Here is a 24480-nt window from a genome sequence, read left to right as displayed (position 1 = left end):
CAAAAACCCCCAAAAAAGTTGAATCCCTTGACAGCCAAAGCCTTAGAGCCCGGTACCAGATAAGCCCGTGATGCGCATTGCCAGGTCAGGGAGGCGCGCAAAGTCGTCGAAGCTGGCCAAATGGGGAAGTTCCGAGACCGGCGACTTTCGATACCCTTCCGAATACAGAATAAATGGGACTTGGGCACGTTGGGCGGTTTCTGCGTCCACTTCGCTGTCGCCCACAAAGACCCGCGCGTCGTTTGTGCCCAGTGCCTCGAACGTGGCGGTCAGGTGGGCGGGGTCGGGTTTGCGGGATTTCACTGTATCTCCGCCGATCACCACGTCGAAGAACTGCGCCAGCTCCAGAACCTCAAGGATATGCTGCGCGGGCGCTTCCGGTTTGTTGGTGCAGACCCCTAGCGCGATATTTGCAGCCCGCAGTCGTCGCAGAGCGTCTTTGACACCTGGATAAGGCCTGGTGATCGCACTTGATGCCTGGCTGTAATGGTTCAGCGTGACCTGTGTCAGTTCGGAATGGCGCTCAATGCTCAGTCCGCAGTGGAGGATCACGCGCTCAACCAGTTTTGGCAGACCATTGCCGACGAATCCCCGGATCGTTTCTTCGGGCAGGGGCGCATAGCCCTGATCGGCCAGCATCCGGTTCGTTGCTGCCGCAATGTCGGCCAGGCTGTCCACCAGCGTGCCATCCAGATCAAACACGATTGCCGCCGTCATCTCCGCTCCCGTCTCTAAGTGCCGAGACCCGGCCTAACGGGCCTGCCGCAAGGGCGCAATGGTTCGGTGTGCGAATAGCAGGAAACCGGCACTTGACATACCTTAGTATTTTTATCAGATTAAGCATGGAGACACGCAGCCAACCCGGTTCCGGGCCAGCCAGATCCATGAAAGTTGAACGGAAAAGGCGCTTTGCCTGAACACAACCGGAGATGACCCGATGAACGCGCAGAACCCGAATCCGACCCAAGCCTATGCCGTTTCGATGCTGCCGGCCCACAAGGCCGAGGACCTGACGCAGGGCGGCAACCTGGCCCATATCGAACTGGGCGACCAGCTGTATACCCTGCGCATCACCCGCGCGGGTAAATTGATCCTGACAAAATGAGCGGCGCATCGACCCGGGGCGGCGCCCCGGTCGGACGGCTGGCCGATCTGACCCCGATCGAGGCTGGCGCCGTCATGTACCTGCGGATGTGGAGTGACGGGGCCGCCGGCCGTGCCGACGCCGCACATGACTTCGACATCGCGCTGGGCGCCGATCATGGGCAGCTGGCCATGCTGGCGCTGGATCGTCTGTGCAGCCTGTGCGCCCATCACGCCCGCCGCCCCTTGATCCGGCACGGGCTGGGCTGCGCCTGTCTGGGCGCGGACGAAAGCTGTTTCGCGCAGATGATCGCCGCGGCCTCGGAAGGGGCGCGCGAGGATGCGATGATGCTGGCCGCCTTGATCGTACGCCCCGATTTCGCGCCCGCGCTGGCGTCACTGTCCGAAGAGTTCGGGCTGGCCCTGCGGCGCATGACCTCCGCCGGGCCCCTGGCGACCACCGGCCATCAGACCCCCTCGGCCGTGCTGCACTGACAGCGCGGTTCAGTGCCCTGGCCGAATTCGGCCGGGGCGTTTCTCAGCAGCAGCCGCACCCGTCATGGTGATGGCTGTGGTCGCACACCGGGGCAGGGGCATAGTCGCCCACCTCGGCCAACACAGACCGCAGCGCCCACAGGATCATGTCCACATCTTCGGCCTCGATGGTCAAAGGTGGGCGGATCTTCAGGATGTTGTCCTTCGGCCCCTCGCTGCCGATCAGGATGCGGTGGTCCCGCATCCGGTTCTTGACGTACCGGCAGATCTCGGTGCCTTCCGAGCCGTCGGGGTTGATCAGTTCGACCCCAAGAAACAGGCCCATCCCCCGCACGTCGCCCACGCACGCGAACTCGGCTTCGATCGCGCGCAGACCATCCATCAGCCGTGCGCCCATCACGCGGGCATTCTCCTGCAGGCCCTCGTCATCGACGATGTCCAGCACCTCTTTGCCGATCCGGCAGGACAGGGTCGAGCCGCCGAAGGTCGAGAAGAACTCGATCCCGTTGTCGAAACTGTCGGCGATATCGCGCGTGGTGACCAGCACGCCCAGGGGGTGGCCGTTGCCGATGGGTTTGCCCAGAACCACGATATCAGGGGACGCGCCCTGATGTTCGAAGCCGAAATAGTACTCGCCCAGCCGGCCCAGGCCCGTCTGCACCTCGTCGGCGATGCAGACGCCGCCGGCGGCGCGGATCTTTTCGTAAACCGCTGGCAGATAGCCTTTTGGCGGGATGATCTGACCCCCGACCGAAGGGAAGGTCTCGGCGATGAACCCCGCGACCCCGTGCCCCTTGCGCTGCAGAGCGGCAATCGCGTCGTCGACCAGGTCGGCATATTTCTGCGCGCGGTCGGGGTCGTCACGTTTGAACTGGCCGCGATAATCGTCGGCCACCTCGACCAGTTCGACCCAATCGGCCTGGCCCACGCCGCCGGGCTTGTTGAACTTGTAGGCGGAAATGGCCACCGCCGCATTGGTGTTGCCGTGATAGCCGTGATCGGGCGTCACCATGCCCTTGGCCCCGCTATGCGCCCGCGCCAGGCGCAGGGCCAGCTCGTTGGCCTCGGTGCCCGAGTTGACGAAGAAGCACACCTGCAGGTGATCGGGCAGTTTCGACAGCAGCTTGTCGGCAAATTCCACCTGCGCGGGGTGCAGATAGCGGGTGTTGGAGTTCATCCGCTTCAACTGATCCGCCGCCACGGCCTGAATGCGCGGATGCGCGTGCCCCACATGCGGCACGTTGTTGTAGGCGTCCAGATAGGGCCGCCCCCATTCGTCGAACAGGTGATGTTTCCAGCCGCGCACCAGCATCACCGGGTCGTCATAGGTCAGGCTCAGGTTGCCGCCGAAATGCGCCCGCCGTTTGTTCAGGATTTCGGCCTTGTCGGTTGGGCGATAAAAGACCTTCTCGTCCTGCAGGTTCAGCAGGGCCGCCGGGTTCGGGCAGACCGCATGCCACAGGTCCAGCTCGTCCGGGTCGGCGACGCCCGGCCAGTCGGCCTGCATGCCCGCCGTGGTCAGGGCCAGCTGGATATGCACATGCGGCGCCCAGCCGCCGTTCTGGCCGGCATCGCCCAGCCGGGCGAATGCCGCCCCCTGCGCCACAGGGTCTCCGGGTTTCAGCCGGTCACAGACCTCGGGGTCCAGATGCCCGTACAGCGTATAGAACGCGTCACCCTCGGGGGTTTCGTGGTGCAGGATCACCACGCCGCCATAGTCCAGATGGTTCGCCCGGTTCTCGACCGCCTCGACCCGCCCGCTCAGCGGCGCCAGCAAGGGCGTCCCCGCCGGCGCGAACACATCCACCGCCAGATGCACCGTGCGCCGGTCCGACGCCTTCCACGGACCTTTGCGGAAGGCAGGCTCGGCATAGATCAGGCGCGGTTCGTTGTAATAGCCCAGCCACAACCCGTCGCCGAATTCCGCGCCCAACCGCGCCGCCTCGTCCAGCGGCATGTGAAACGGGTTCTGCGGCCAGGTCGAGTTTTCGACCGACAGCGAACCCATCTGAATCTCCGACAGATCCTGTCCCAACAGCTGCGCAAACTGACCGCGATGCTCTGCCAGGTATGCGTGAATGCGCTCGGCCCCGTCGGTGACGGGCAGACCGCAGGCGGCTCGCAGCCGTGCCGACATCAGCTCGCCATTGACCGAACGATCCTCGAGAAACCGCCAGGCCGGTGCCTGGCTGATGGTCACATACGGGTCGTCCGTGTTTTCTGCGGCCATCAGCGTGGAGTTGACGACCGACACCGCCAGCCGCATCCGCAGCAGAGGCCAGATCAGGTCCACTTCCTGCGGGTGCAGCTGGTTTGCGGCGTGATAGCCCCGCACCAGCGCGGCCAGTGCCCGTTCAGGGCGGGGGTGATCCAGCACCACATACGCCCCGGCGATCGCCAGTTCACACACCCGCGGCCCGGCGCACATGTCGCCCAAGTCGATCAGGCCCGAAACCTGCCGGCGCTCCGACAGCTCTCCTTCGACCAGGATGTTGTAGTCATTCACGTCGTTGTGGATGGCCTGCCGGGGCAGCTCGGCCAGCATGCCCGAGACGGCATCGAACTGCGCACAGATCTCGCGCAGAAGGGCCGCACGATCCAGGTCGGAAACCGCATCCAGCTTGTCAGCGATCCAGCCGGCCTGGGTCAGGTCCCATTTGAACTCCGGCCTGCGCAAGCCGGGATGCGAAAACCGCTCCAGCGCCCGATCGGTTGCTCCCAAGACCCGGCCCAGTTTCAGGATCAGGTCCTCGGATTTCGGCGCCGCCTTGGCATAGCACCGGCCCGGCAGCCGCTCCAACAGCCACGCCAGCCGCGGCCGCCCCGCGTCGTCATCGATCTGCTGCAGCAAACCGCCGTCCAGCCCGGGGATCACCTTGGGAAACGGCAGCCCGGGGGCCTCGGCCGCGATATGCTCCAACGCCTTGATCTGCAGATCCACCAATTGCGGGTCGCACCCGGCCCGCATGACCTTCAGAACGTAGTCCTGCCCATTGGTGGCCTGCACCAGGAAATTCAGGTCATATTCGCCATCCAGTCGCGACAGCCGGGCGTCCAGCCCCCAGACCCGCCGCAGCGCGGCCGCCCAAAAAGCACTGACATCATTCATTCAAACATCCGCCCCGTGCGCGCCGGGGCCCTCTTCATCTGGCCAAAAATATCCTCGGGGGGAATCGCGCCTTGGCGCGATGGGGGCAGAAAGCCCCCGGCCTTACCCCATCGCCCGCAGGCGCTTGATCAACGACGAAGTGTCCCAGCGGTCACCGCCCATCTTCTGCACATCCTTGTAGAACTGATCGACCAGCGCGGTCACCGGCAGCGATGCCCCGGTCTCGTCCGCCGTGTCCAAACAGATACCCAGGTCCTTGCGCATCCAGCCCACCGCAAAGCCGTGGTCGAAATGGTCGTCCAGCATGGTCTCGTACCGGTTCGACATCTGCCAGCTGCCGGCGGCCCCCTGGCTGATCACCTCGACCACCGCGCGCCCGTCCAGCCCGGCCTTCTCGGCGAAATGCAGCGCTTCGCTCAGGCCCTGAACCAGCCCTGCGATGGCGATCTGGTTACACATCTTGGTCATCTGGCCCGCGCCGCTGTCTCCGATGCGGCGGCAGATTTTGGCATAGACCTGCATCACCGGCTCGGCCCGGTCATAGGCGGCCTGATCGCCGCCGCACATGATCGACAGAACCCCGTTCTCGGCCCCGGCCTGACCGCCCGAGATCGGCGCATCGACAAAAGAGATCCCGCGCGCCTTGGCGGCCGCGTACAGCTCACGCGTGACCTTGGCCGAAACGGTGGTGTGGTCAACGAAAACCGAGCCTTCCGCCATGCCGCCGAACGCGCCGTCCTCGCCGGTGCAGACCATGCGCAGATCGTCGTCGTTGCCGACGCAGGCCATCACGAACTCGGCCCCCTCGGCGGCACCGCGCGGCGTGGTCGCCATCTGGCCACCATGCTGCGACACCCATTTCTCCGCCTTGGCCGCGGTGCGGTTGTAGACGGTCACGTCATGCCCGGCCGCCTGCAGATGCCCGGCCATCGGATAGCCCATGACGCCCAGGCCAAGGAATGCAACTTTCGCCATTTTCGAGATCCTCCCTGTGACCGGTCCGGGACATGAAACGCCCAATGGCCGGAATGCTTGCCAGAGACAAAGCAAAGCCGCGGCCAAAGGGCAACCCCGCACCGGGAGACAGGCCGCAAATAATGGCCGTGCGTCACGCGCCGCTGATATTGCGCTCCATTAGGCGTTGGTACAGGCGTGGGGCCAGCCGGTTCAGCCACCACGCCAGCCGCGCCACCCGGCCCACCGGGATGACGGGCCGCCCGCGATCCATCCCTTGCAGGATCACGCGGGCGGCCGCCTCGGGGGTCATCTCGTCCATGCCGTCGCTGGCAGATCCGGGGCGTGCGGTGCCATCCGGCTGCCGATCAGCCCGGCCCGGGTTGGTCGCCACGAATGATGGCGCCGCGATATGCACCCGCACGCCATGGGGGCGTTCTTCGGACCGCAGCGATTTGAAGAAACCTTCCAGCGCGTGTTTCGAGGCCGCATAGGCCGTGCGGTGATACAGCGGCGCAAATCCCGCCACCGACGAGATCGCCAGATGCGCACCTCGCGACCGGCGCAGCGCGGGCAGAAAGGCGCGGGCCATCGAGACGGCCGAAAAATAGTTGATCTCGAACACCTTGCGGTGGCTGGCGTCGTCGGACTGATCGAACCCGCAGATCTGGGTGATCCCGGCGTTGTAGATGACCAGGTCGATGCTGCCGCAATGCGCAAGCGTATCGTTCACGGCGCGCGCCAGTTGCGCCGGATCGGTCAGATCGCAGGCAATCGCCATCTGCGTAGCGGTGTCCTGCACCCCATCCACCTTCAGATCCAGCAGGACCACGCGCCATCCACGCTCTTGCAGCGCGGCCGAGAGCGCCTGACCCAGCCCGCCGGCCCCGCCCGAGATCACTGCGGTTTTCATAGGCCCACACTCCTTTTCCAAAGGTCGAACACCTCGGCGCTGGTCTTCTGCGGGACATAGCCGAACACGGTCTTCAGCGCCGTATTGTCCAGAACCGGTCGGTATTGCAGGAACCGCACCTGTTCAGGTCCATAGCGCGACAGGCCCAGAGGGCGGGCCACGGCCAGCGCCGCCTTGAGCGCCCACGCCGGCAGGCGCAGCACGGGTTTGTCCAGCGCGCGAGCCAGATCGTCGACGCCCAGCGCGCCGTCCCCGGCCACGTTGTACACCCCGGGCGGCCCATCGGTGGCTGCGCGTTTCAGGATGCGGGCCAGATCGCGGGTCCAGATGAACACGAAGGGGCTGTCGCTGCCCGCCACCGCCAGCAGGCGGGGTTTGCGGAACAGGGCGGTGATCTGGTTGTCGGTGCCGTCGCCCAGCACCGTGCCCACCCGCAGCACCACCTGCTCCAGCTGCGGCGCGGCGGTTCGGGCCTCGGCCAGCAATTCCTCGACCTGCCGCTTGTGGTCGGAATAGGGAAACTCGGGGTTGCCGCGCACCGGATCGGTTTCGCGCAGCGGCACCGGGTTGTCCGCGTGATAGCCATAGGCCGCTCCCGACGAGGTGACGACCAGCCGCCGCACGCCATGGGCCAGCGCGGCATCGACCACCTTGCGCGTGCCCCCCACATCCACCGCATGGGCCTCGGCCCGCGACATGCCGGGCGGAGGCGTGACGATCGAGGCCAGATGCACGACCACCTCGGGCTTCACCTTGGCGATCACCCGGGCCGGGTCGCCCGTGGTGACATCCATGCGTAGAAACGGAACCTCGTCCGGCAGCATGTCCGGGCGGCGCAGGTCGGTGGCAAACACCTCATGGTCGCTCAGCTCGTTCAGCAGGGCGCGGCCGACCAGCCCCGCAGCGCCGGTGATCAGAATGCGGGTCATCGGGCAGCCTCGGTCCGGGCCATCAACTGCGCCAGAGCCAGCCCCGAGATGGCATGCCAGATCCCCCAGAAGGCGGCCACCACGGCCATGCCGCCCAAGCCGTTGAAAAAGGCGAAGATCAGCACCAGTCCAAGGCCCGAATTCTGGATGCCGGTCTCGATCGTGATTGCACGCCGGTCAAAGGGGGACAGCCGGGTCAGAGTGGCCACAACCCAACCGCCCCCCAGTGCCAGTGCGTTGTGAAGGATCACAAGCCCGGCGACCGCCCCGGCGTAGCCTAGGAAGAAACTCCAGTTGGCCGCCAGGGCGAGCACGATGAAAGCCACGAAAATGGCCATGGACAGGATCTGCAGCGGCCCGCGCAGCCGCGCCGTCAGGGCGGGGCGCTTCTGGTTCAGGGTCACCCCCAGAACCAGCGGCAGGATCAGCATCAGCCCGACGATGATGGCGATTTGCACCGGGTCGATCTGGGTCTGCTGCAGAATGGCGCGGGTCGGCGGATACAGCCCGCCCCACAGCGCGATGTTGAACGGGGTCATCACGATGGCCCCGATGGTGGCGAAGGCGGTCATCGACACCGAAAGCGCCGCGTTTCCGCCCGCCCGATGGGTGATGAAATTCGAGATGTTGCCCCCCGGGCAGGCCGCGACCAGGATCAGCCCCAAGGCGATCGACGGGCGCGGCTCGGTCAGCCAGACCAGCAGGAAGGTCAGCGCCGGCAGCACCAGGAATTGCGAGGCCAGTCCCACCACCACTGGCTTGGGCGCGCGCCGCAGCCGGTCGAAGTCGCGTGGCGACAGGTCGATGGCGATCGAGAACATCACGATCGCCAGAATCGCGTTCAGCAGGGTCAGCGAGCCGGGGCTGAAATTCAGCGTGATCTCGTCGATGCCGGTCATGCGCGGGCTTTCCGGAACCGCGCGATCCAATCCGTCACCGCCTTGCGATAGGTCGCCTTGTCGACGTAATAGGCCATGCGGGGCAGGTTCAGGTACTGCATGCCTCCGGTGGCGCGCTGATAGTCTTCTTGTTTTTCCGCCTTCAGCGCCGCGGCCACGGGGCAGCCGGACTGAAGACCCTTGATATAGCGCGCCACCATTTCGGCCTGCTCGTGGCGACCTTGCCAGCCCAGCCCGGTGGCCTCGATCATGCCCAGCACGAACAGGTCGTCGCGTTCGGGATGCATGGCGTTCAGGTACAGATGCGGCGCGTCGCCCTGCCAGTTCAGCAGGTTGGGGTCGATGAACGGGTAATGCAGCTTGTACCCGGTCGCGGCCAGGATCATGTCATAGTCGCTGGCGCTGCCGTCCTTGAAGTGAACGGTGCCGCCCTCGATCCGGTCGATATCGGGGCGAATGCGCAGGTCGCCGTGGCCTGCGTGGTACAGGACCAGCGAATTCACCACCGGGTGGCTTTCGTACAGTTTGTAGTCAGGCTTGGGAAAGCCGTATTTCTGCGGGTCGCCCACGAACCAGCGCAGGATCATCCCGTCGATCCGGCGCTTTAGCCACATGGGCAGGCGGATCATCCCGCCCAGCGTGTCGGCGGGTTTGCCAAAGACGTATTTCGGCACGAAATAGTATCCCCGCCGCATCGAAAGGTCGCACTGCGCGGCGTGATGGATGGCGTCCACCGCAATGTCGCACCCGGAATTGCCCGCGCCCACGACCAGCACCCGCTTGCCGTCGAACTGGCTGGGATAGCGGTACTGCGAGGCGTGGATCAACTCGCCGTCGAACTTGCCGGGAAAATCGGGCATGTTGGGCTCCGACAGGGTACCGTTCGCGATCAGCACCCCGGCAAACTCACCGCTATGCGTTCCCTGGTCGTCCCGCCAGGTCAGCCGCCAACCATCGCCCGGCGCACGCAGCGGCGACGCGTCGATCACCTCGGCATTGAACCTGTAGTGATCGCGCAGTCCGAAATGATCGGCAAAGGCCCGAAAATAGTCGCGCATCTGCCGGTGCGAGGGGTATTCGGCCACGTCGTCGCCCATCGGGAAATCGGCAAATTCGGTCATCGACTTGGATGAGATCAGATGCGCGGATTCGTACATGGTCGACCGTGGCGCATCGATATCCCACAACCCGCCCACATCGGAATGCAGCTCGAACCCCTGGAACGGGATGCCCTGTTCCTTCAGCACCTTGGCCGCCGCCAGCCCCATCGGACCTGCGCCGATCAAGGCATATGCCTTGCGCGCTTGTGTCATGAACCCTCCCCTGCTCGTGGCGCTTAACTTGAACGATCGTCCAAAATAAGGCAAGATGAAAAACATGAGCGCGAAATACATTGAAAAACAAAGGCAAAGGGCGCCGTCGGCCCGGTCGCTGGAAACCAAGGCGCGGATTTTGGACGCGGCCGAGGCGCTGTTTGCCGAACGGGGATTCGAGGGCGCCTCGATCCGCGACATCGCCACGCGCGCCGGGGTGCAGGTGGGTTTGGTCCACCACCATGGCGGCGGCAAGGAAGAGCTGTTCTTCCAGACCGTCGCACGCCGAGCCGACGAGCTTGCCCGGATCCGGATGCAGGCGCTGGAGGATCAGCGTGCGCAAGGCCCGCTGACCCTGCGAGGTATTTTGGACTGTTTCATCCGCCCCTATGTCAGTCTTGCCGAATCCGGCGGCCCGGGCTGGATGGCCTACGGGCGGCTGGTGGCGCATGTGTCGGTCGATCCGCGCTGGCGCCATATTGCGGCCGAGTGTTTCGACCCCACCGCTCAGCTCTTCATCCGTGAGATCGCCGCACTGTATCCGCAGGCCGACCCGGCGCTTTTGGCCACTGGCCAGGTCTATTCGGTCTCGGCGATGCTGGCGCATCTCAACAGCGCCTGGCGGGTGCAGGCACTGTCACAGGGGGGCGATCTGTCCGGGATCGACCAATTGGTCGAATTCTGCGCCGCGGGGATCGAGGCAATGGTGCACTCGGGCCGCGCTCGGCTCAGTCGATAGCGCGGGCGGTGCCCGAGACGCGCGGGGATTCAAGATCTCGGTCCTCAATTGTCAATTTGTCGGCAGCTTGGGTGAAGACTCGGGCTTTGGTTGCGCCTTGGATTCTGTGTAGGGGGTGAGCACGGGATAAGCGCTCTGCATCGCTTCGATGGTCTGTGCCCGGAACTGGGTCTGAAACGGGTCGGGCTCGGCGGCGCGCACGGCCTCGGGCGAGAGGTAGAAGCCGACGGTCACGACCGAAACGGCAAAGACCGATCCGGCGGTCAGGGTGGCGAGGGTGTTGGTAATCGCGCGTAGCATGGCATTGATACTCCTGTTGCTGACGGGTTCGGGGTCTTGGGGGTGGCTCAGGCTTTCCGGGCCAAGGCCTGCTTCAGTTGGTCGTTCTCGGCCTGCAGCTGGGCCAATTGGCGGCCAAGCGCGTTCAGATGCGGGCGCAGCTCGGCCTCGGTGAAGCGGGGAGTGATGTGGCGCGGGCAGTTCCAGTCCAGCGCCGCGACCTGGATGATCGCCGCGCGTTCGGCCTCGGCCGCGTCAGGGAAAAGGTCGCGCGCGGCCTCGGCCCCTTCGCGAAAGTCCACGCGGCCCAGGATCTTGAGCCTGCGCTGGTTGGCATAGTCCATAAGGATCAGCGCGATCCGGTCATTGCCGTCCAGATTCCCGCGCGAGATATACTGTTTGTTGCCCGTGAAATCGGCATAGCCGATGGTCCGGTCGTCCAGCACCTTCAGAAACCCCGCCGGGCCGCCGCGATACTGGACATAGGGCCATCCGGTCTCGGACACGGTGGATTGATAGAACCCGTCGCGCGCCTCGATGAAGGCCTGCTCGGTGGGGCCGATCAGGTGACCCTGCTGCGGGCCGCCGTCGATGAACTTGGCGTAGGAGGCGGCGGACCCCATCCGCTCTTGATGGGCGCGGACGGCGGGAGTGAAGGTCAGTTCGGAAAAGGCGCGGGGCATGGGGTGCCTCCTTTCACAGGTTCAGATCGGACAGGCCGGGATGGTCGGCGGGCCGTGGCCCCAGGGGCCAGTGAAACAGGCGCTGGGCGTCGGTGATCGGCAGATCGTTCAAGGACGTATGTCGCTGGGCCATCCGGCCATCGGCGGCAAACTCCCAGTTCTCGTTACCGTAGGAGCGGAACCACTGGCCGCTGTCGTCATGCCACTCATAGGCATAGCGCACCGCGATGCGGTTCCCGTCACAGGCCCACAGCTCCTTGATCAGGCGATAGTCCAGTTCCGTGCGCCATTTGCGGGTCAGAAAGGCGTGGATCTGGGCGTGGCCGGTCAGGAACTCGGACCGGTTCCGCCACTGGCTGTCCTCGGTATAGGCCGGGGTCACGATGTCGGGGTTGCGGCTGTTCCAGGCGTCTTCGGCCTTGCGAACCTTTTCGATGGCGGTCTGCGTCGTGAACGGGGGCAGGGGAGGGCGCGGCATGGTCAGGGCCTTCAGGCGAGGGTGGCGGCCAGTAGGGCCACGGTCAGAAGGAAGGGAACATAGCTTGCGGGAAATGGGCTGGCGCGGCGTCGCATCGGTCAAATCCTTTAGGTGTACAGATCAGTAAACTGTGCTGATAAAGTGTACAGATCGGTCAACTATTTCAACCCTTGGGTCAAAAATAGTTTTTCGTTCTGGCCTTCGTCATGGAAAATAATACCTAAAAACAGTGGCTTAATCGGTGTGAATTGCACCTGCGCGGCAAAGGCATTATGTACTGATCTGTACATGAGGGAGCCGAATCATGCGTCCGAACAAACGGGACGAGCTGGTCCGCAAAGCACTGCAGGTGTTTTACCGCGACGGGTTTCACGCCACCGGAATGGACCGGCTGGTGGTCGAAACCGGCGTGTCCAAGACCTCGATGTACAAGCATTTCCGCACCAAGGAGGAGCTGATCCTGGCGGTGCTGCGCCTGCGGGACGAGAATTTCCGCAACTGGTTCGTGCGCCGGATCGAGGAGCTGGCCGACACCCCCGCCGATCAATTGCTGGCCGCGTTCGATGCGCTGGGCGAATGGTTCCGCGAGGACAATTTCCGCGGCTGCATGTTCATCAAGGCGGGGGCCGAATACCAGGATCCCGACCACCCGATCCATGTGCAGGCGGGCGAGCACAAGCGCCTGCTGCTGGAATATTTCACCGACCTGTGTCGCAAGGCTGGCGCGCGGGACCCGGACAAGCTGGCCTGCCAGCTGCTGCTGCTGAAAGAGGGCGCGATCGTCACCGCCGTGCTGCTTCGCAACGGCGATCCCGCGCGCGACGCCAAGGAGGCGGCTGCCGTCTTGCTGAAAAACGCGCTGGCTTGACCCATGAAAACCCGCTTTAGTCCCTGAAGCAGGTAAAAGGGGGGTGTATGCAGCAGGCTTCGGATTTTCGGGAAGAATGTCAGGTTCTTGATGACGCACTGACGGGGCTGGGTGCCGCGGACTGGCAGATCGTGACCCAGTTCAAAGACTGGACGATCGACGACGTGTTGGTGCACCTGCATTTCTGGAACCAAATGGCCGACCTGTCACAACGCGACCCGGATGCGTTCCAAGCCCGGGTGCAGCAGGTGATGCCGCGTATCCAGGCCGAGGGATTTCGCGCGACGGAAAACGCTGCAATCACCGAACGAGGACATGATCTGCGCGCCGCATGGTCTGATCTATGCGGCCGAATGGGCCGCGACTGGTCGGGGCTGGACCCCAAGTCGCGGGTCAAATGGGTGGGGCCGGACATGTCGGTGCGGTCCTCGATGACCGCCCGGCAGATGGAGACCTGGGCGCATGGGCAGGAGGTATTCGACATTCTTGGACTGACCCGGCCCGAGACAGACCGGATCCGCAACATCGTCGTGCTGGGCGTGAACACCTTTGGCTGGACCTTCACGGTGCATGGCCGCCTAGTTCCTCCGGTGACGCCCCATCTGCGCCTGATCGCGCCGTCGGGGGCGCTGTGGGAGTTCGGCGCGCCCGGCGCCGACCTGATCGAAGGGCCGGCCGTCGATTTTGCCCGCGTTGTGACCCAGACCCGAAACGTGGCGGACACCGGCCTGTCGGTGCAGGGGCCGGTCGCGCAGGAGTGGATGGCCATCGCCCAGTGTTTCGCTGGCGCCCCGGAAACGCCGCCGCCGCCCGGCGCCCGGCACCGCGTAGGGCATTGACGCCAAAGGACGTTGCGTAGCGGCGCAAACCGACGCGGCGTCACCCGGATTGGCGGAATCGGCGACGAAAGCTACCCTTTTTGCCAACAGAATTCCGGAGAACCAATCATGTCGCTTTTTACCTCGACCGCTTCCTGGGTCACTGACGAACACCGCATGTTTGCCGAAATGGCCGGACGGTTCATGGATGATGAACTGGTGCCGAACATCGAGGCCTGGGCCGAGCAGGGCGTGGTCGATCGCGACTTCTGGCGGAAGGCCGGGGAAACCGGGCTGATGGCCGGGGCCATCCCCGAGGAGTTCGGCGGCGTCGGCGGCGGCATGGGTTTTGATGCAGTCACGATCTATGAGCAGACCTCGCGCGGGGATGCGGGCTGGGGCTATGGCATCCAGTCGATCGTGATCCATTACATCACCGCCTATGGCAGCGAGGATCAAAAGGCCAAATGGCTGCCCAAGCTGGCCTCGGGCGAGATGGTCGGCGCGCTGGCTATGACCGAACCGGGTACCGGTTCGGACGTGCAGGCGATCCGAACCACAGCCGAAAAGGATGGCAATTCCTACCGGATGAACGGGTCCAAGATCTTCATCACCAACGGCCAGACCGCCGACCTGATCATCGTGGCCGCCAAGACAGACAAGTCGCTGGGTTCCAAGGGCGTGTCGCTGATCGCGGTCGAGACCGAAGGGGCCGAGGGCTTCCGCCGAGGCCGCAACCTCAAGAAGCTGGGCATGAAGGCCAATGACACGGCTGAGCTGTTCTTCGAGGACGTGAAGGTGCCGATGACCAACCTGCTGGGCTCCGAGGAGGGGCAGGGTTTCTATCAGCTGATGAAGCAACTGCCGTGGGAACGTCTGACCATCGGCATCATGGCGCTGGGCGCGATCGATTTCGCCATCGCCGAGACGGTCAAATACACCCAAGAGCGCAAGGCGTTCGGCCAACGGGTCATGGATTTCCAGAACACTCGTTTCAAGCTGGCGGAATGCAAGACCAAGGCCGAGGTGCTGCGCAGCTTTGTCAATGACTGCATCGGCAAGCTGGAGGCCGGTCAGCTGGACGCGGCCACGGCCTCGATGGTGAAATACTGGGGCTCCGAGGTGCAAAACGAGATCATGCACGAATGCCTGCAGCTGTTCGGCGGCTATGGCTTCATGATGGAATACCCGATCGCGCGGCTGTACGCGGATGCGCGGGTGCAGATGATCTATGGCGGCACCAACGAGGTGATGAAGGAACTCATCGCCCGCTCGATCGACGTCTGACCGGGCGCTCCCGCCCGTCGTCAACGGCCCTTGCGGGCCGCCTCCTCCGGTTGGGCCCGGCCGCGCCCGAGCGATGCTCGGCCGCGGCGGAGGCGGATCGGCTAAGGCAGCTGCCCCTGCAGCCATGCGCGGAACGAGACAAGAGGGGCCGGTTCCGTGCGATTTTGCGGCCAGACAAGATAGTAGTCGCCCAGGCTGACCGGCGGAGCTGCACAGGCCGGAACCAACCGGCCGGCCTCGAGCTCGGCTGAAATCAGGTAGCTGGGCAGCAGTGCTACGCCCAACCCATGGATCGTAGCCTGGATCATGGTCGAGAACTGGTCGAACAGCATGCCTCGGACGCCCTCGACAGGGGTGCTTTGCGCGGCGAACCAGCGTTCCCACGCATCGGGCCGGGTATCCAGATGCAGCAGTGGTGCGTCGACCAGCCATTCAGCGTTCGGGGCTTCGGCTGGCAGCAGGGCTGGCGCGCAGACCGGCAGAACCTCTTCGCACATGATCGGCAGATAGTTCACCCCGGCCCAGTCGCGCTGGCCGAAGTGGATGGCTGCGTCGAAGGGTTCGGTGCCGAAGTCGAATGGCTTGAGCCGTGTGCTGAGGTTCATCGTCACTTCGGGGTGGCGTTGCGCGAAATCCTGAAGCCGTGGCGCCAGCCAGTGCATACCGAAGGCGGGCAGGATCGACAGTTGCAAAGAACCGCCGGAAGGGTTGGCCTTCAGCTTCAGTGAGGCCTGCGCCAGTTGCTGCAGCGCCGTTCGGGCAGTTTCCACGTATTCCTTGCCAGCGGGTGTGAGTTGCAGGCGCATTCGGTCGCGTTGGATCAGTGCGACGCCCAGCTGTTCTTCGACGGCCTTCAACTGGCGACTGACCGCGCTTTGGGTCAGCGAGAGCTCATCGGCAGCTGCCGAGGCGCTGCCCAGGCGGTCGACGGCTTCGAGCGCCAACAGGGAAGAAATAGACGGCAGAAATCGACGCGGCGCCAGCATATGATTTTTCCTCATGGCTTTTGGAGGGAATATCACTGGTGGATCCTCCAACCCAATAGCAAAAAGGCGCAGCGGTAGAAAAGTGCAGCGGGGCGATCATGACCATTCAGAACAGTTCGAGCGGATTTCGGCGGGCAGGGAGACTCGACGGGATCGAATTGTCCGAGATCGTCCAAATCTCGGAACGGGCCGCGCAGTTGCGTGCGCAGGGTGTGGACGTGATCGCGCTCAGCACCGGCGAGCCCGACTTTCCCACGCCGCCGCACGTGGTCGAGGCCGCCCACAAGGCGGCGCTGGAAGGCCAGACCCGATACCCCGCCACCGCCGGAACGCCGGCCCTGCGTGCCGCTATCGCGGAACAGGCCGGGGTCGAGCCGGCGCAGGTCATCGTCTCGACCGGGGCCAAGCAGGTGCTGGCCGGCGCGTTCCTCGCGACGCTCGATTCGGGCGATGAGGTCATCACCACCGCGCCTTTCTGGACCAGCTATGCCGACATGGTGAAACTGGCGGGCGGTGTGCCGGTCGTGCTGGATTGTCCGCGCGATCAGGCCTTCAAGCTGACCCCCGAACAGTTGGAGGCGGCGATCACCCCGCGTACCCGCTGGCTGCTGTTGAACACACCGTCGAACCCGACCGGGGCGGTTTACTCTGAGGCCGAATTGCAGGCGCTGGGCGCTGTGTTGGAACAGCACCCGCAGGTCTGGGTAACCTCGGACGAGATCTATCAGCACCTCGCCTATGTGCCCTTCACGCCCTTTACCCAGGCGGTTCCGGCGCTGGCCGACCGCACGCTGACGGTGAATGGCGTGTCCAAGGCCTATTCGATGACCGGCTGGCGCATCGGCTGGGGCATCGGCCCCGCGCCGCTGATCAAGGCGATGGCGGCGGTACAGGGGCAGATCACCTCGGGTGCCTGTTCCATCGCGCAGGCGGCAGCGCAGGCCGCGCTGACCGGCCCGCAGGATCTGTTGGCCGAACGCCGCGAGGCGATGCGTGCGCGCCGCGATCTGGTCGTGGATGGCCTGAAGGCCGCCGGTTTGGACTGCCCAGTGCCCTGCGGCGCCTTCTACGTCTTTCCGCAGACGCCTGCCGCGATGCCGTCGGACCCCGAGTTCTGCCGTCATCTGCTGGATCAGGCGGGCATCGCGGTGGTGCCGGGGCGGGCCTTCGGCATGCCGGGGCATTTTCGGCTTTCCTTTGCCTATGACACCGATAGCCTGACCCAAGGCCTGCGCCGGATTGCCGACGCCACGGCCAAACTCTGACCTGACCGGGGAACCCAGATGGATCGCGCCCAGATCGTTCACGAAAACTTCCTGACCCGCGTTGCCAACCGCGACCTGCCCGCGGGCGCGCCGCCGCGCCCGGGCCTGACTGCGCCCGAGGTGGTCTCGCTGTTCCGCTCTCAGGTCCTCAGCCGCGCGCTGGACCGCACCAGCCGGGCGATGCAGAAGGCGGGGCAGGGGTTCTACACCATCGGCTCGTCGGGGCACGAAGGCATGGCCGCCGTGGCCCATGCCCTGCGCCCGACCGACATCGCCTTTCTGCACTATCGCGACGCCGCCTTTCAGATCGCCCGGGCCGAGCAGGTGCCCGGCCAGCAGATCGCCTGGGACATGCTGCTGAGTTTCGCCTGTTCCAAGGAGGACCCGACCTCGGGCGGGCGGCACAAGGTGCTGGGCTCCAAGGCGCTGATGATCCCGTCGCAGACCTCGACCATCGCCAGCCACCTGCCCAAGGCGGTGGGGGCGGCCTATAGCCTGGGTGCGGCGCGGCGGCATGGCCCCGAACACCGACAGCTGCCCGAGGACGGCATCGCGATGTGCTCATTTGGCGACGCTTCGGCCAACCACTCCACTGCGCAGGGGGCGATCAACACTGCCGGCTGGACTAGCGTGCAATCGATCCCTCTGCCGTTGCTGTTCGTGTGCGAGGACAACGGCATCGGCATCTCGGTCAAGACGCCCAAGGGCTGGATTCAGGCCTCGATGGAGCATCGACCGGGCATCAGGTATTTCCAGGCCAACGGGCTGGACATCTATGAAACCTTCGCGGTGGCGCAGCAGGCGGCCGAATACGTCCGCACCCGGCGCAAACCGGCCTTCCTGCACCTGAAAACCGTGCGCCTCTACGGCCATGCCGGGGCGGATGTGCCCACCACCTATCTCAGCCGCGCCGAGGTCGAGGCCGACGAGGCCAACGACCCGCTGCTGCATTCGGTGCGCCTGCTGGATCAGGCCGGGGCGCTGTCGCCCGAACAGGCGCTGAATATCTATGAACAGACCTGCGCCCGCACCGACCGCATCGCGGCGCAGGCTGCCACCCGCCCACATCTGGCCACCGCCGCCGAGGTCGCGGCCAGCCTCATCCCGCCCAAGCGCCCCTGCAAACCTACCAACGGCCCCAGCGCCGAGGCCCGCGCCGCCGCCTTCGGCAGCGACCTGCGCGCGATGGACGACCCGCAGCCGATGGCGCGCCTGATCAACTGGGCGCTGACCGACCTGATGCTGGAACATGGCGAGATCGTCTGCATGGGCGAGGACGTGGGCCGCAAGGGCGGCGTCTATGGCGTGACGCAGAAGCTGCAGGCGCGTTTCGGCCCCGACCGGGTGATCGACACGCTGCTGGACGAACAGTCCATCCTTGGCCTTGCCATCGGCATGGCCCACAACGGCTTTGTCCCGATCCCCGAGATCCAGTTCCTCGCCTATCTGCACAATGCCGAGGACCAGATCCGGGGCGAGGCCGCCACGCTGCCCTTCTTCTCGAACGGGCAGTTCACCAACCCGATGGTCGTGCGGATCGCCGGGCTGGGCTACCAGAAAGGCTTTGGCGGGCATTTCCACAACGACAACTCGCTGGCCGTGCTGCGCGACATTCCGGGCGTCATCATCGCCTGCCCCTCGACCGGGGCGGACGCGGCGCGGATGCTGCGCGAATGCGTGCGCCTTGCGCGCGAGGAGCAGCGGGTGGTGGTGTTCCTGGAACCCATCGCACTCTACCCGATGCGCGACCTGCATCAGGCGCAGGACGGCGCGTGGATGACCCGCTATCCCGCGTCCGACGAACGCATCGCGCTGGGCGAGGTGGGCGTGCATGGCGACGGCACCGATCTGGCGATCGTGACCTACGGCAACGGCCATTACCTGTCGAAACAGGCCCTGCCCGAACTGCAGGGTGCCGGGCTAAACACCCGCATCATCGACATGCGCTGGCTGGCGCCGCTGCCCGAACAAGCACTGCTTGAGGCGACCAAAGGCTGCAAACACGTCCTGATCGTCGATGAATGCCGCCGCACCGGCAGCCAGTCCGAGGCGCTGATGACGCTCTTTGCCGAACAGACCGACCTGCCCACGGCCCGCGTGGTGGCCGAGGATTGCTTCATCGCCACCGGCCCCGCCTATGCCGCGCCGCTGCCTTCGAAGGATGGCATCGTGGCCGCCGCCCTGACCCTGACCGGAGCCAAGAAATGACCCGCACCGCCGTCGTGATCTGCCCCGGCCGGGGCACCTACAACAAGCCCGAGCTGGGCTATCTGCACCGTCACCATTCGAACCGCATGGAACTGTTCCGCGAATTCGACGCGATCCGCGCCGAGACGGGCCAGGAGGCGGTGACCGCACTGGACGGCGCGTCGCGATTCTCGGTCAGCAAGTATTCCCGCGGCGACGTGGCCTCGCCGCTGATCTACGCCTCATCGCTGGCCGATGCGCAGGCGCTGGCCGAGGATATCGAGGTGGTGGCCGTCACCGGCAACTCGATGGGCTGGTATATCGCGCTGGCCGCTGCTGGCGCGCTGTCGCCGGAAAACGGGTTCCGGGTGGTCAACACCATGGGCGCGCTGATGCAGACCCACCTGATCGGCGGGCAGCTGGTCTATCCCTTCACCGGTGACGACTGGCGCGACGACCCGGCCCGAAAGGCCGAGCTCTTGGCCGAGGTGGCGCGCATCGACTCTCTGCCGGAACATGACCTCGCCCTGTCGATCGACCTGGGCGGGATGCTGGTTCTGGCCGGCAATGAGGCCGGGCTCAAGGCGTTCGAGGCCGCGCAGCCCGTGGTGCAGCAACGGTTCCCGATGCGGCTGGCCAATCACGCGGCCTTTCACACGCGCCTGCAGGCCCCCGTGGCGCAGGAGGGTCGCCGCCAACTGCCCGCCACGCTGTTCACCCAGCCCGACCTGCCGATGATCGACGGGCGCGGCAAGATCTGGTGGCCGGGGGCAACCGACACGGGCGCGCTGTGGGATTACACGCTGGGCCATCAGGTGACCGAGCCCTACGATTTCACCCGCGCGGTGCAGACCGCCGCCCGTGAATTCGCACCCGATCTGTTCATCGTCACCGGCCCTGGCGCGACATTAGGCGGCGCGGTGGCGCAATCGCTGGTGCTGGCCAACTGGCGCGGCATGTCCGACAAAGAGAGCTTTCAGGCCCTGCAGGCGCAGGACCCGTTCCTGATCCCTTTGGGGCGCGAGGATCAAAGACCTCTTGCCATCGGCTAAGCGCTCGGGGAATCTGCGCGCGCATTCAAGGACATCCCGCCCATGACCACCGACCCGGAAATCAGCCTGTGGACCAAGACCAGCCGCGAGCGGGTGGATGCCCCGCCCCTGACCGGGCCTGTCACGGTGGACCTTGCCGTGATCGGCGGCGGCTATACGGGCTGCTCGGCGGCGCTGCACGCGGCGCAGGCGGGGGCTTCGGTCTGCCTGCTCGAGGCGCTTGAGATCGGCCATGGCGGGTCGGGCCGCAATGTCGGGCTGGCCAATGCCGGGCTGTGGCTGCCCCCGGCCGAGATCCGCGCCCATCTGGGCCACGAGGCCGGCGACCGGCTGATCACCCTGCTGGCGCAGGCCCCGGCCGAAGTGTTCCGCCTGATCCGTGACCACGCCATCGATTGCGAGCCGGTGCAGGCCGGAACCCTGTACCTGGCCCATTCGCCCAAGGGCCTGCGCGACCTCCAAACCCGCCGCCAACAGTTGTCAGCCGACGGCGCGCCGGTCGAACTGCTGTCGGCGCAGGAAACCGCCCGCCGCACCGGCAGCGAGGCCTTTCACGGCGCCATCTTCGACCCGCGCGCCGGGACGATCCAGCCTCTGGCCTATGTGCAGGGCCTCGCCCGCGCCGCGCGGCAGGCCGGGGCCGCGATCCACGCCAACAGCCCGGTGCAGACCCTGCGCCATGATGGCGATGTCTGGCATCTGGACACACCGCTGGGTTCTGTGCGCGCCAAGGCGCTGATCCAAGCCACCAACGCCTATCACGCGGGGCTGCCCGACACCCGACAGGCCTATGTACCGGTCTACTACTTCCAATACGCCACCGACCCGCTGCCCGAGGACATCTGCGCCACCCTGCTGCCGGGGGGCGAGGGCTGTTGGGATACCGGGCTGATCATGACCTCGTTCCGCATGGATCAGGCCGGGCGGCTGGTGATCGGGGCGATGGGCGATCTGGGCCACGCGGGCAGTTTCGCTCATCGCGGCTGGATCACGCGCAAACTGGCGCAGATCTTCCCCGCTCTGGCCGATCAGCCGCTGAAGGACGGCTGGCATGGGCGCATCGCCATGACCTCGGACCATATCCCGAAGCTGGTGCAGATCGGGCCAAACGCGCTGTCGGCGCATGGCTATTCCGGGCGCGGGATCGGGCCGGGCACGGTGTTCGGCCGCATGATGGCCGACAGCCTGCTGTCGGGCGACCCCGCCCGCCTGCCGCTGCCGCCGGTGCCTGAGCACAGCGAAAGCTGGACAGGCCTGCGCCGCGCCTTCTTTGAGACCGGCGCGACGCTGACGCATCTGGTCAAGGCAAGGGTCTGACCAATCAGACCGAGCGGGTGATCCCGCCATCCACCCGGATGTTCTGCCCGGTGATGTAGCCGCCGCCCTCGGAGGCCAGGAACGCGATGACCGAGGCGATTTCGTCATAGCTGCGCCCGTAGCGGCCCATGGGGATCTTGGCCTTGAACTCCTCCTTTTCCGGCAGGCTGTCGATGAAGCCGGGCAGGACGTTGTTCATGCGGATGTTCTCGGCGGCATATCTGTCGGCGAACAGCTTGGTGAACGCCGCAAGCCCCGCCCGGAACACGCCCGAGGTCGGAAAGACCGGATCGGGCTCGAACGCCGCGAAGGTCGAGATGTTGATGATCGACCCGCCCCCCTGCGTCTGCATGATCGGGGTGACCAGCCTTGTGGGGCGCACGGCGTTCAGGAAATAGACCTCCATGCCGCGGTGCCAGTCCTCGTCGGTCAGCTCCAGCACCGGCGCGCGGGGTCCGTGACCGGCCGAGTTCACCAGCACGTCGATCCGCCCCCAATGGGCCATCGCCGCATCGACCAGCCTCTGCAGGTCGTCATTCGACTGGTTCGAGCCGGTCACGCCCACGCCGCCCAGTTCGGCCGCCAGCGCCTCGCCCTTGCCCGACGAGGACAGGATGCCCACCTTGAACCCGTCCGCCGCCAGACGCCGCGCCGCATCCGCGCCCATGCCGCTGCCGCCGGCGGTGATCAGAGCCACTTTTTCTGTCATCTTCGTTCTCCGTTTCCATCTGCCGCCAAGATGAAGCGTGGCCGGCCGTTTGACCAATCAGTTCTTCTGCCCTATGGCTGTAGAAAATCTATTGTGTGAGCGTCATGGCTGCCCTTCCTCCGCTGAACGCCCTGCGCGCCTTCGAGGCGTCGGCCCGTCACCTGAACTTCAGGCTGGCGGCGCAGGAACTGGGTGTCACCCAAGGGGCTGTGGCGCAGCAGGTCCGCGGCCTTGAGGCGCGGCTGGGCACCCTGTTGTTCGACCGTCTGCCACGCGGCCTGCGCCTGACCGAGGCCGGTCGGCGGTTCCACGCGCCCCTGCGCCGCGCTTTCCGTCTGATCGAAGAGGCGGTCGAAGACCTGTCCGGCCAGCGTCAGATCACCCTGTCGGTCACACCCAGCTTTGCTTCGAAATGGCTGGTGCCGCGGCTGGGCGATTTCACCGCGCACCACCCGGATGTCTCGGTGCAGGTCGATGCGCGCGAGCGGCTGGCCGATTTCCAGACGGACGGGGTGGACATCGCGGTGCGGCAGGGCCGCGCGCCATTTGGCGACGGTCTGGTGGCCGAGCCGCTGTTCCCCACCGAATTCGTCGTCGTCGGCAGCCCTGACCTGGCCGCGCAAGTGACATCGGCGCAGGACCTGCTGGCGCATGTAATGCTGAGCGATTCACACGGCCTGTGGCCCCTGTTTCTGGAACGCGCCGGCGTTCAGGGGCGCCCGAGGATGATGAATTTCAGCCAGACCAGCCTGGCCATCGACGCCGCCGTGGCCGGGCAGGGCTTTGCGCTGGCCAATGCGCCACTGGTCGCGGCCGAGCTGACGGCGCGACGGTTGGTGCAACCGCTGGCGCAGGTGCTGCTGGATGATCTGGGGTTCCATATCGTCACCCCGCGCAAGCCACGGCAGCCGGATCTGGTGGCGCTGATGCGCGACTGGCTGCGGGCTCAGGCCTGAAGCGTGGCGGCAATCGCCGCGATCTGGCCCCGCAGCCAGCGATGGGCGGGATCGTTGGCGAACCGCTGGTGCCAGACCATGTAGATCGACACCGGCTGACAATCGAAGGGCAGGGGCGCACAGTCCAGTGCCGCCAAAGGCCCCTGTTTCATCAGCGCCGTGTCGGTCGAGATCAGGTCGCTGCCCTTCACGAAGGCCGGGATCGCGTTGAAATGCGGCAGCGTCACGGTGGGCGGGCGGATCTGGCTTTGATCCACGCCGCGCATCACCGCCCGCGCGTTGCGCCCGTCGGGAAACCGCACCTCGACATGGTCCGAGGTGCAATAGGCGGCCCAGTCGGCGGGCGGGTCGCGGCGTTCGGCGTCGTAGAACACCATCAGGGGGCTGCTCACCAGCAGCTTTTGAAAGATGTCGGGGCCGTCCGGCGGCAGCGGGGTCAGCATCAGCTGGCACCGGTCGCTGCGCAGCAGTTCAGGGTCGGGCACGCCCGAGGGCATGAACTCCAGCCGCAGCCGCACCCCATCGGCCCGCGCCCTGCGCAGCAACTGCGGAAAGATCAGCTCGCGCGGCATGTCGTTGGTGGCGATCTGGACGGTGATCTCTTCTGACAGCGGGTCAAAGGGCCGCTCATCGGTCAGGGCGCGCATCCCGTCCAGCACCCTCTGCACCGGGTCTTTCAGCGCCAGCGCCCGCTCGGTCGCGCGCAGCCCCTGGCCCGACCGCACGAACAGCGGATCGCCCAGCACCTGCCGCAGTTTGGCCAACGTGTGGCTGATGGCCGATTGCGTGACACCCAGCCGGTCGGCGGCCTTGGACACCGAGTTTTCCTCGAGGATCGTCAGGAAGGTGCGCAGGACCTTGCCGTCCAGATCCGTGAAATCAATTTTCTTCATACCGTTTATGATCCGCCATGAATGGTGTTGCTGTTCATGCCGCGCTAGGGGAAGCTTGGCAACAGGAGGCACGCGATGGGGATCCGCTTTTTCTCGGACAAGAACCGACCCGTTCACATGGGTCCTTATCCGCTTGAGCGGCTGCGGCGACAGGATGCGCTGCCCGATCTGTCGGCGCTGGCGCCCATGCCGGTGCTGAGTTTCGACCGCCCCGAAAAGCCCCACAGCATCGTCAACGCAATGGGCGAGTTTCAGGCGATGCTGGACA

25 protein-coding genes are annotated in these 24480 nt (G+C 65.6%); 12 read left to right on the top strand and 13 right to left on the bottom strand.

The features are described 5' to 3' along the window. Positions 1 to 42 precede the first annotated feature (42 nt). Positions 43 to 717, bottom strand: coding sequence for a phosphoglycolate phosphatase (gene gph / locus AC2FM5_RS11930; RefSeq protein WP_496735747.1), 675 nt, complete (start codon positions 715 to 717; stop codon positions 43 to 45). Between the two features lie 220 nt (positions 718 to 937). Here gph and hemP point away from each other — a divergent pair, with 220 nt between their 5' ends. After that, on the top strand, positions 938 to 1105 hold the full coding sequence (hemP, locus tag AC2FM5_RS11925) for a hemin uptake protein HemP (protein WP_005978533.1): 168 nt from the start codon (positions 938 to 940) through the stop codon (positions 1103 to 1105). Next, entirely contained in the window at positions 1102 to 1578 is a 477-nt protein-coding gene (locus AC2FM5_RS11920; RefSeq protein WP_496735745.1) for a hypothetical protein, read from the top strand. Before hemP ends, AC2FM5_RS11920 begins: the two co-directional genes overlap by 4 nt. Positions 1579 to 1621: 43 nt before the next feature. On the opposite strand, the gene AC2FM5_RS11915 is transcribed toward AC2FM5_RS11920, so the two are convergent. The 6 genes from AC2FM5_RS11915 to AC2FM5_RS11890 form a co-directional block, all read right to left on the bottom strand. Beyond that, entirely contained in the window at positions 1622 to 4687 is a 3066-nt protein-coding gene (locus AC2FM5_RS11915) for an aminotransferase class III-fold pyridoxal phosphate-dependent enzyme (protein ID WP_496735743.1), read from the bottom strand. 102 nt (positions 4688 to 4789) lie between these two features. After that, positions 4790 to 5662, bottom strand: coding sequence for an NAD(P)-dependent oxidoreductase (locus tag AC2FM5_RS11910; RefSeq protein WP_496735742.1), 873 nt, complete (start codon positions 5660 to 5662; stop codon positions 4790 to 4792). A gap of 133 nt (positions 5663 to 5795) precedes the next feature. Beyond that, positions 5796 to 6554, bottom strand: a complete 759-nt coding sequence (locus AC2FM5_RS11905) for an SDR family NAD(P)-dependent oxidoreductase (protein WP_170443690.1) — start codon at positions 6552 to 6554, stop codon at positions 5796 to 5798. Continuing rightward, positions 6551 to 7483, bottom strand: coding sequence for an SDR family oxidoreductase (locus tag AC2FM5_RS11900; RefSeq protein ID WP_496735741.1), 933 nt, complete (start codon positions 7481 to 7483; stop codon positions 6551 to 6553). The genes AC2FM5_RS11905 and AC2FM5_RS11900 overlap by 4 nt, the downstream gene beginning before the upstream one ends. Then, positions 7480 to 8382 carry a bile acid:sodium symporter family protein gene (locus AC2FM5_RS11895; RefSeq protein WP_170443686.1) on the bottom strand — a complete coding sequence of 301 codons (903 nt, stop codon included), beginning with the start codon at positions 8380 to 8382 and terminating at the stop codon, positions 7480 to 7482. The genes AC2FM5_RS11900 and AC2FM5_RS11895 overlap by 4 nt, the downstream gene beginning before the upstream one ends. Next, positions 8379 to 9695, bottom strand: coding sequence for a flavin-containing monooxygenase (locus AC2FM5_RS11890; RefSeq protein WP_496735739.1), 1317 nt, complete (start codon positions 9693 to 9695; stop codon positions 8379 to 8381). Before AC2FM5_RS11890 ends, AC2FM5_RS11895 begins: the two co-directional genes overlap by 4 nt. A 64-nt stretch (positions 9696 to 9759) precedes the next feature. Between AC2FM5_RS11890 and AC2FM5_RS11885 the strand changes: the two genes are divergently transcribed. Continuing rightward, positions 9760 to 10434 (top strand): TetR/AcrR family transcriptional regulator, encoded by a 675-nt coding sequence (locus AC2FM5_RS11885; RefSeq protein WP_222457158.1) that lies wholly within the window; start codon positions 9760 to 9762, stop codon positions 10432 to 10434. 51 nt (positions 10435 to 10485) lie between these two features. On the opposite strand, the gene AC2FM5_RS11880 is transcribed toward AC2FM5_RS11885, so the two are convergent. The 3 genes from AC2FM5_RS11880 to AC2FM5_RS11870 are packed head-to-tail and all read right to left on the bottom strand — an operon-like array spanning position 10486 to position 11874. Continuing rightward, a complete protein-coding gene (locus tag AC2FM5_RS11880; RefSeq protein WP_174819685.1) occupies positions 10486 to 10734 on the bottom strand; it encodes a hypothetical protein in 249 nt (82 codons plus the stop codon). Between the two features lie 47 nt (positions 10735 to 10781). Continuing rightward, positions 10782 to 11396 (bottom strand): pyridoxamine 5'-phosphate oxidase family protein, encoded by a 615-nt coding sequence (locus tag AC2FM5_RS11875; RefSeq protein ID WP_496735736.1) that lies wholly within the window; start codon positions 11394 to 11396, stop codon positions 10782 to 10784. A gap of 13 nt (positions 11397 to 11409) precedes the next feature. Continuing rightward, complete coding sequence (locus AC2FM5_RS11870) at positions 11410 to 11874, bottom strand: nuclear transport factor 2 family protein (RefSeq protein ID WP_170358019.1); 465 nt, start codon at positions 11872 to 11874, stop codon at positions 11410 to 11412. A 304-nt stretch (positions 11875 to 12178) separates the two neighbouring features. Here AC2FM5_RS11870 and AC2FM5_RS11865 point away from each other — a divergent pair, with 304 nt between their 5' ends. The 3 genes from AC2FM5_RS11865 to AC2FM5_RS11855 all read left to right on the top strand — a co-directional run bounded on the left by AC2FM5_RS11865 (position 12179) and on the right by AC2FM5_RS11855 (position 14847). After that, positions 12179 to 12742 (top strand): TetR/AcrR family transcriptional regulator, encoded by a 564-nt coding sequence (locus tag AC2FM5_RS11865; protein WP_170358021.1) that lies wholly within the window; start codon positions 12179 to 12181, stop codon positions 12740 to 12742. A 47-nt stretch (positions 12743 to 12789) separates the two neighbouring features. Then, positions 12790 to 13581 (top strand): TIGR03084 family metal-binding protein, encoded by a 792-nt coding sequence (locus AC2FM5_RS11860; RefSeq protein WP_496735733.1) that lies wholly within the window; start codon positions 12790 to 12792, stop codon positions 13579 to 13581. Between the two features lie 108 nt (positions 13582 to 13689). Beyond that, on the top strand, positions 13690 to 14847 hold the full coding sequence (locus AC2FM5_RS11855; protein WP_496735732.1) for an acyl-CoA dehydrogenase family protein: 1158 nt from the start codon (positions 13690 to 13692) through the stop codon (positions 14845 to 14847). Positions 14848 to 14948: 101 nt separating this feature from the next. On the opposite strand, the gene AC2FM5_RS11850 is transcribed toward AC2FM5_RS11855, so the two are convergent. Continuing rightward, positions 14949 to 15833, bottom strand: coding sequence for a LysR substrate-binding domain-containing protein (locus AC2FM5_RS11850; RefSeq protein ID WP_222457204.1), 885 nt, complete (start codon positions 15831 to 15833; stop codon positions 14949 to 14951). Between the two features lie 98 nt (positions 15834 to 15931). Here AC2FM5_RS11850 and AC2FM5_RS11845 point away from each other — a divergent pair, with 98 nt between their 5' ends. Genes AC2FM5_RS11845 through AC2FM5_RS11830 form a run of 4 tightly spaced genes read left to right on the top strand, consistent with a single transcriptional unit; the run spans position 15932 to position 21654 of the window. Next, the gene (locus AC2FM5_RS11845; RefSeq protein WP_496735730.1) at positions 15932 to 17098 is read left to right on the top strand and encodes a pyridoxal phosphate-dependent aminotransferase; all 1167 of its coding nucleotides are present in this window, start codon (positions 15932 to 15934) and stop codon (positions 17096 to 17098) included. A gap of 18 nt (positions 17099 to 17116) precedes the next feature. Further along, positions 17117 to 19306, top strand: a complete 2190-nt coding sequence (locus tag AC2FM5_RS11840; RefSeq protein ID WP_496735728.1) for a dehydrogenase E1 component subunit alpha/beta — start codon at positions 17117 to 17119, stop codon at positions 19304 to 19306. After that, on the top strand, positions 19303 to 20337 hold the full coding sequence (locus AC2FM5_RS11835; RefSeq protein WP_496735726.1) for an ACP S-malonyltransferase: 1035 nt from the start codon (positions 19303 to 19305) through the stop codon (positions 20335 to 20337). Before AC2FM5_RS11840 ends, AC2FM5_RS11835 begins: the two co-directional genes overlap by 4 nt. Before the next feature lie 42 nt (positions 20338 to 20379). Next, positions 20380 to 21654: an NAD(P)/FAD-dependent oxidoreductase gene (locus AC2FM5_RS11830; protein ID WP_496735724.1), complete on the top strand. Its 1275-nt coding sequence runs from the start codon at positions 20380 to 20382 to the stop codon at positions 21652 to 21654. Between the two features lie 4 nt (positions 21655 to 21658). On the opposite strand, the gene AC2FM5_RS11825 is transcribed toward AC2FM5_RS11830, so the two are convergent. After that, positions 21659 to 22363, bottom strand: coding sequence for an SDR family oxidoreductase (locus tag AC2FM5_RS11825; RefSeq protein WP_170443664.1), 705 nt, complete (start codon positions 22361 to 22363; stop codon positions 21659 to 21661). A gap of 104 nt (positions 22364 to 22467) precedes the next feature. Between AC2FM5_RS11825 and AC2FM5_RS11820 the strand changes: the two genes are divergently transcribed. Beyond that, on the top strand, positions 22468 to 23319 hold the full coding sequence (locus AC2FM5_RS11820; RefSeq protein ID WP_170358040.1) for a LysR substrate-binding domain-containing protein: 852 nt from the start codon (positions 22468 to 22470) through the stop codon (positions 23317 to 23319). Here AC2FM5_RS11820 and AC2FM5_RS11815 read toward each other — a convergent pair. Further along, a complete protein-coding gene (locus AC2FM5_RS11815; RefSeq protein ID WP_170435421.1) occupies positions 23310 to 24212 on the bottom strand; it encodes a LysR family transcriptional regulator in 903 nt (300 codons plus the stop codon). The genes AC2FM5_RS11820 and AC2FM5_RS11815 overlap by 10 nt on opposite strands. Positions 24213 to 24287: 75 nt before the next feature. Between AC2FM5_RS11815 and AC2FM5_RS11810 the strand changes: the two genes are divergently transcribed. Then, a partial coding sequence (locus tag AC2FM5_RS11810; protein ID WP_496735721.1) for a hypothetical protein occupies positions 24288 to 24480 on the top strand: 193 nt, incomplete at its 3' end.

The sequence above is a fragment of the Ruegeria sp. BHSA162 genome (assembly GCF_059613385.1).
The sequence above is the reverse complement of the archived record's forward strand: the minus strand, read 5'-3'. Positions and strand labels throughout refer to the sequence as shown.

What these genes read in the sequence shown, in the direction of transcription:
- AC2FM5_RS11825 (WP_170443664.1), bottom strand. Translation starts at nt 22,363, where the DNA reads ATGACAGAAAAAGTGGCTCTGATCACCGCCGGCGGCAGCGGCATGGGC.
- AC2FM5_RS11840 (WP_496735728.1), top strand. Translation starts at nt 17,117, where the DNA reads ATGGATCGCGCCCAGATCGTTCACGAAAACTTCCTGACCCGCGTTGCC.
- AC2FM5_RS11845 (WP_496735730.1), top strand. Translation starts at nt 15,932, where the DNA reads ATGACCATTCAGAACAGTTCGAGCGGATTTCGGCGGGCAGGGAGACTC.
- AC2FM5_RS11835 (WP_496735726.1), top strand. Translation starts at nt 19,303, where the DNA reads ATGACCCGCACCGCCGTCGTGATCTGCCCCGGCCGGGGCACCTACAAC.
- AC2FM5_RS11860 (WP_496735733.1), top strand. Translation starts at nt 12,790, where the DNA reads ATGCAGCAGGCTTCGGATTTTCGGGAAGAATGTCAGGTTCTTGATGAC.
- AC2FM5_RS11815 (WP_170435421.1), bottom strand. Translation starts at nt 24,212, where the DNA reads ATGAAGAAAATTGATTTCACGGATCTGGACGGCAAGGTCCTGCGCACC.
- AC2FM5_RS11880 (WP_174819685.1), bottom strand. Translation starts at nt 10,734, where the DNA reads ATGCTACGCGCGATTACCAACACCCTCGCCACCCTGACCGCCGGATCG.
- AC2FM5_RS11885 (WP_222457158.1), top strand. Translation starts at nt 9,760, where the DNA reads ATGAGCGCGAAATACATTGAAAAACAAAGGCAAAGGGCGCCGTCGGCC.
- AC2FM5_RS11905 (WP_170443690.1), bottom strand. Translation starts at nt 6,554, where the DNA reads ATGAAAACCGCAGTGATCTCGGGCGGGGCCGGCGGGCTGGGTCAGGCG.
- AC2FM5_RS11910 (WP_496735742.1), bottom strand. Translation starts at nt 5,662, where the DNA reads ATGGCGAAAGTTGCATTCCTTGGCCTGGGCGTCATGGGCTATCCGATG.
- AC2FM5_RS11900 (WP_496735741.1), bottom strand. Translation starts at nt 7,483, where the DNA reads ATGACCCGCATTCTGATCACCGGCGCTGCGGGGCTGGTCGGCCGCGCC.
- AC2FM5_RS11855 (WP_496735732.1), top strand. Translation starts at nt 13,690, where the DNA reads ATGTCGCTTTTTACCTCGACCGCTTCCTGGGTCACTGACGAACACCGC.
- AC2FM5_RS11865 (WP_170358021.1), top strand. Translation starts at nt 12,179, where the DNA reads ATGCGTCCGAACAAACGGGACGAGCTGGTCCGCAAAGCACTGCAGGTG.
- AC2FM5_RS11915 (WP_496735743.1), bottom strand. Translation starts at nt 4,687, where the DNA reads ATGAATGATGTCAGTGCTTTTTGGGCGGCCGCGCTGCGGCGGGTCTGG.
- AC2FM5_RS11850 (WP_222457204.1), bottom strand. Translation starts at nt 15,833, where the DNA reads ATGCTGGCGCCGCGTCGATTTCTGCCGTCTATTTCTTCCCTGTTGGCG.
- AC2FM5_RS11870 (WP_170358019.1), bottom strand. Translation starts at nt 11,874, where the DNA reads ATGCCGCGCCCTCCCCTGCCCCCGTTCACGACGCAGACCGCCATCGAA.
- AC2FM5_RS11830 (WP_496735724.1), top strand. Translation starts at nt 20,380, where the DNA reads ATGACCACCGACCCGGAAATCAGCCTGTGGACCAAGACCAGCCGCGAG.
- AC2FM5_RS11895 (WP_170443686.1), bottom strand. Translation starts at nt 8,382, where the DNA reads ATGACCGGCATCGACGAGATCACGCTGAATTTCAGCCCCGGCTCGCTG.
- AC2FM5_RS11920 (WP_496735745.1), top strand. Translation starts at nt 1,102, where the DNA reads ATGAGCGGCGCATCGACCCGGGGCGGCGCCCCGGTCGGACGGCTGGCC.
- AC2FM5_RS11875 (WP_496735736.1), bottom strand. Translation starts at nt 11,396, where the DNA reads ATGCCCCGCGCCTTTTCCGAACTGACCTTCACTCCCGCCGTCCGCGCC.
- AC2FM5_RS11890 (WP_496735739.1), bottom strand. Translation starts at nt 9,695, where the DNA reads ATGACACAAGCGCGCAAGGCATATGCCTTGATCGGCGCAGGTCCGATG.
- gph (WP_496735747.1), bottom strand. Translation starts at nt 717, where the DNA reads ATGACGGCGGCAATCGTGTTTGATCTGGATGGCACGCTGGTGGACAGC.
- hemP (WP_005978533.1), top strand. Translation starts at nt 938, where the DNA reads ATGAACGCGCAGAACCCGAATCCGACCCAAGCCTATGCCGTTTCGATG.
- AC2FM5_RS11820 (WP_170358040.1), top strand. Translation starts at nt 22,468, where the DNA reads ATGGCTGCCCTTCCTCCGCTGAACGCCCTGCGCGCCTTCGAGGCGTCG.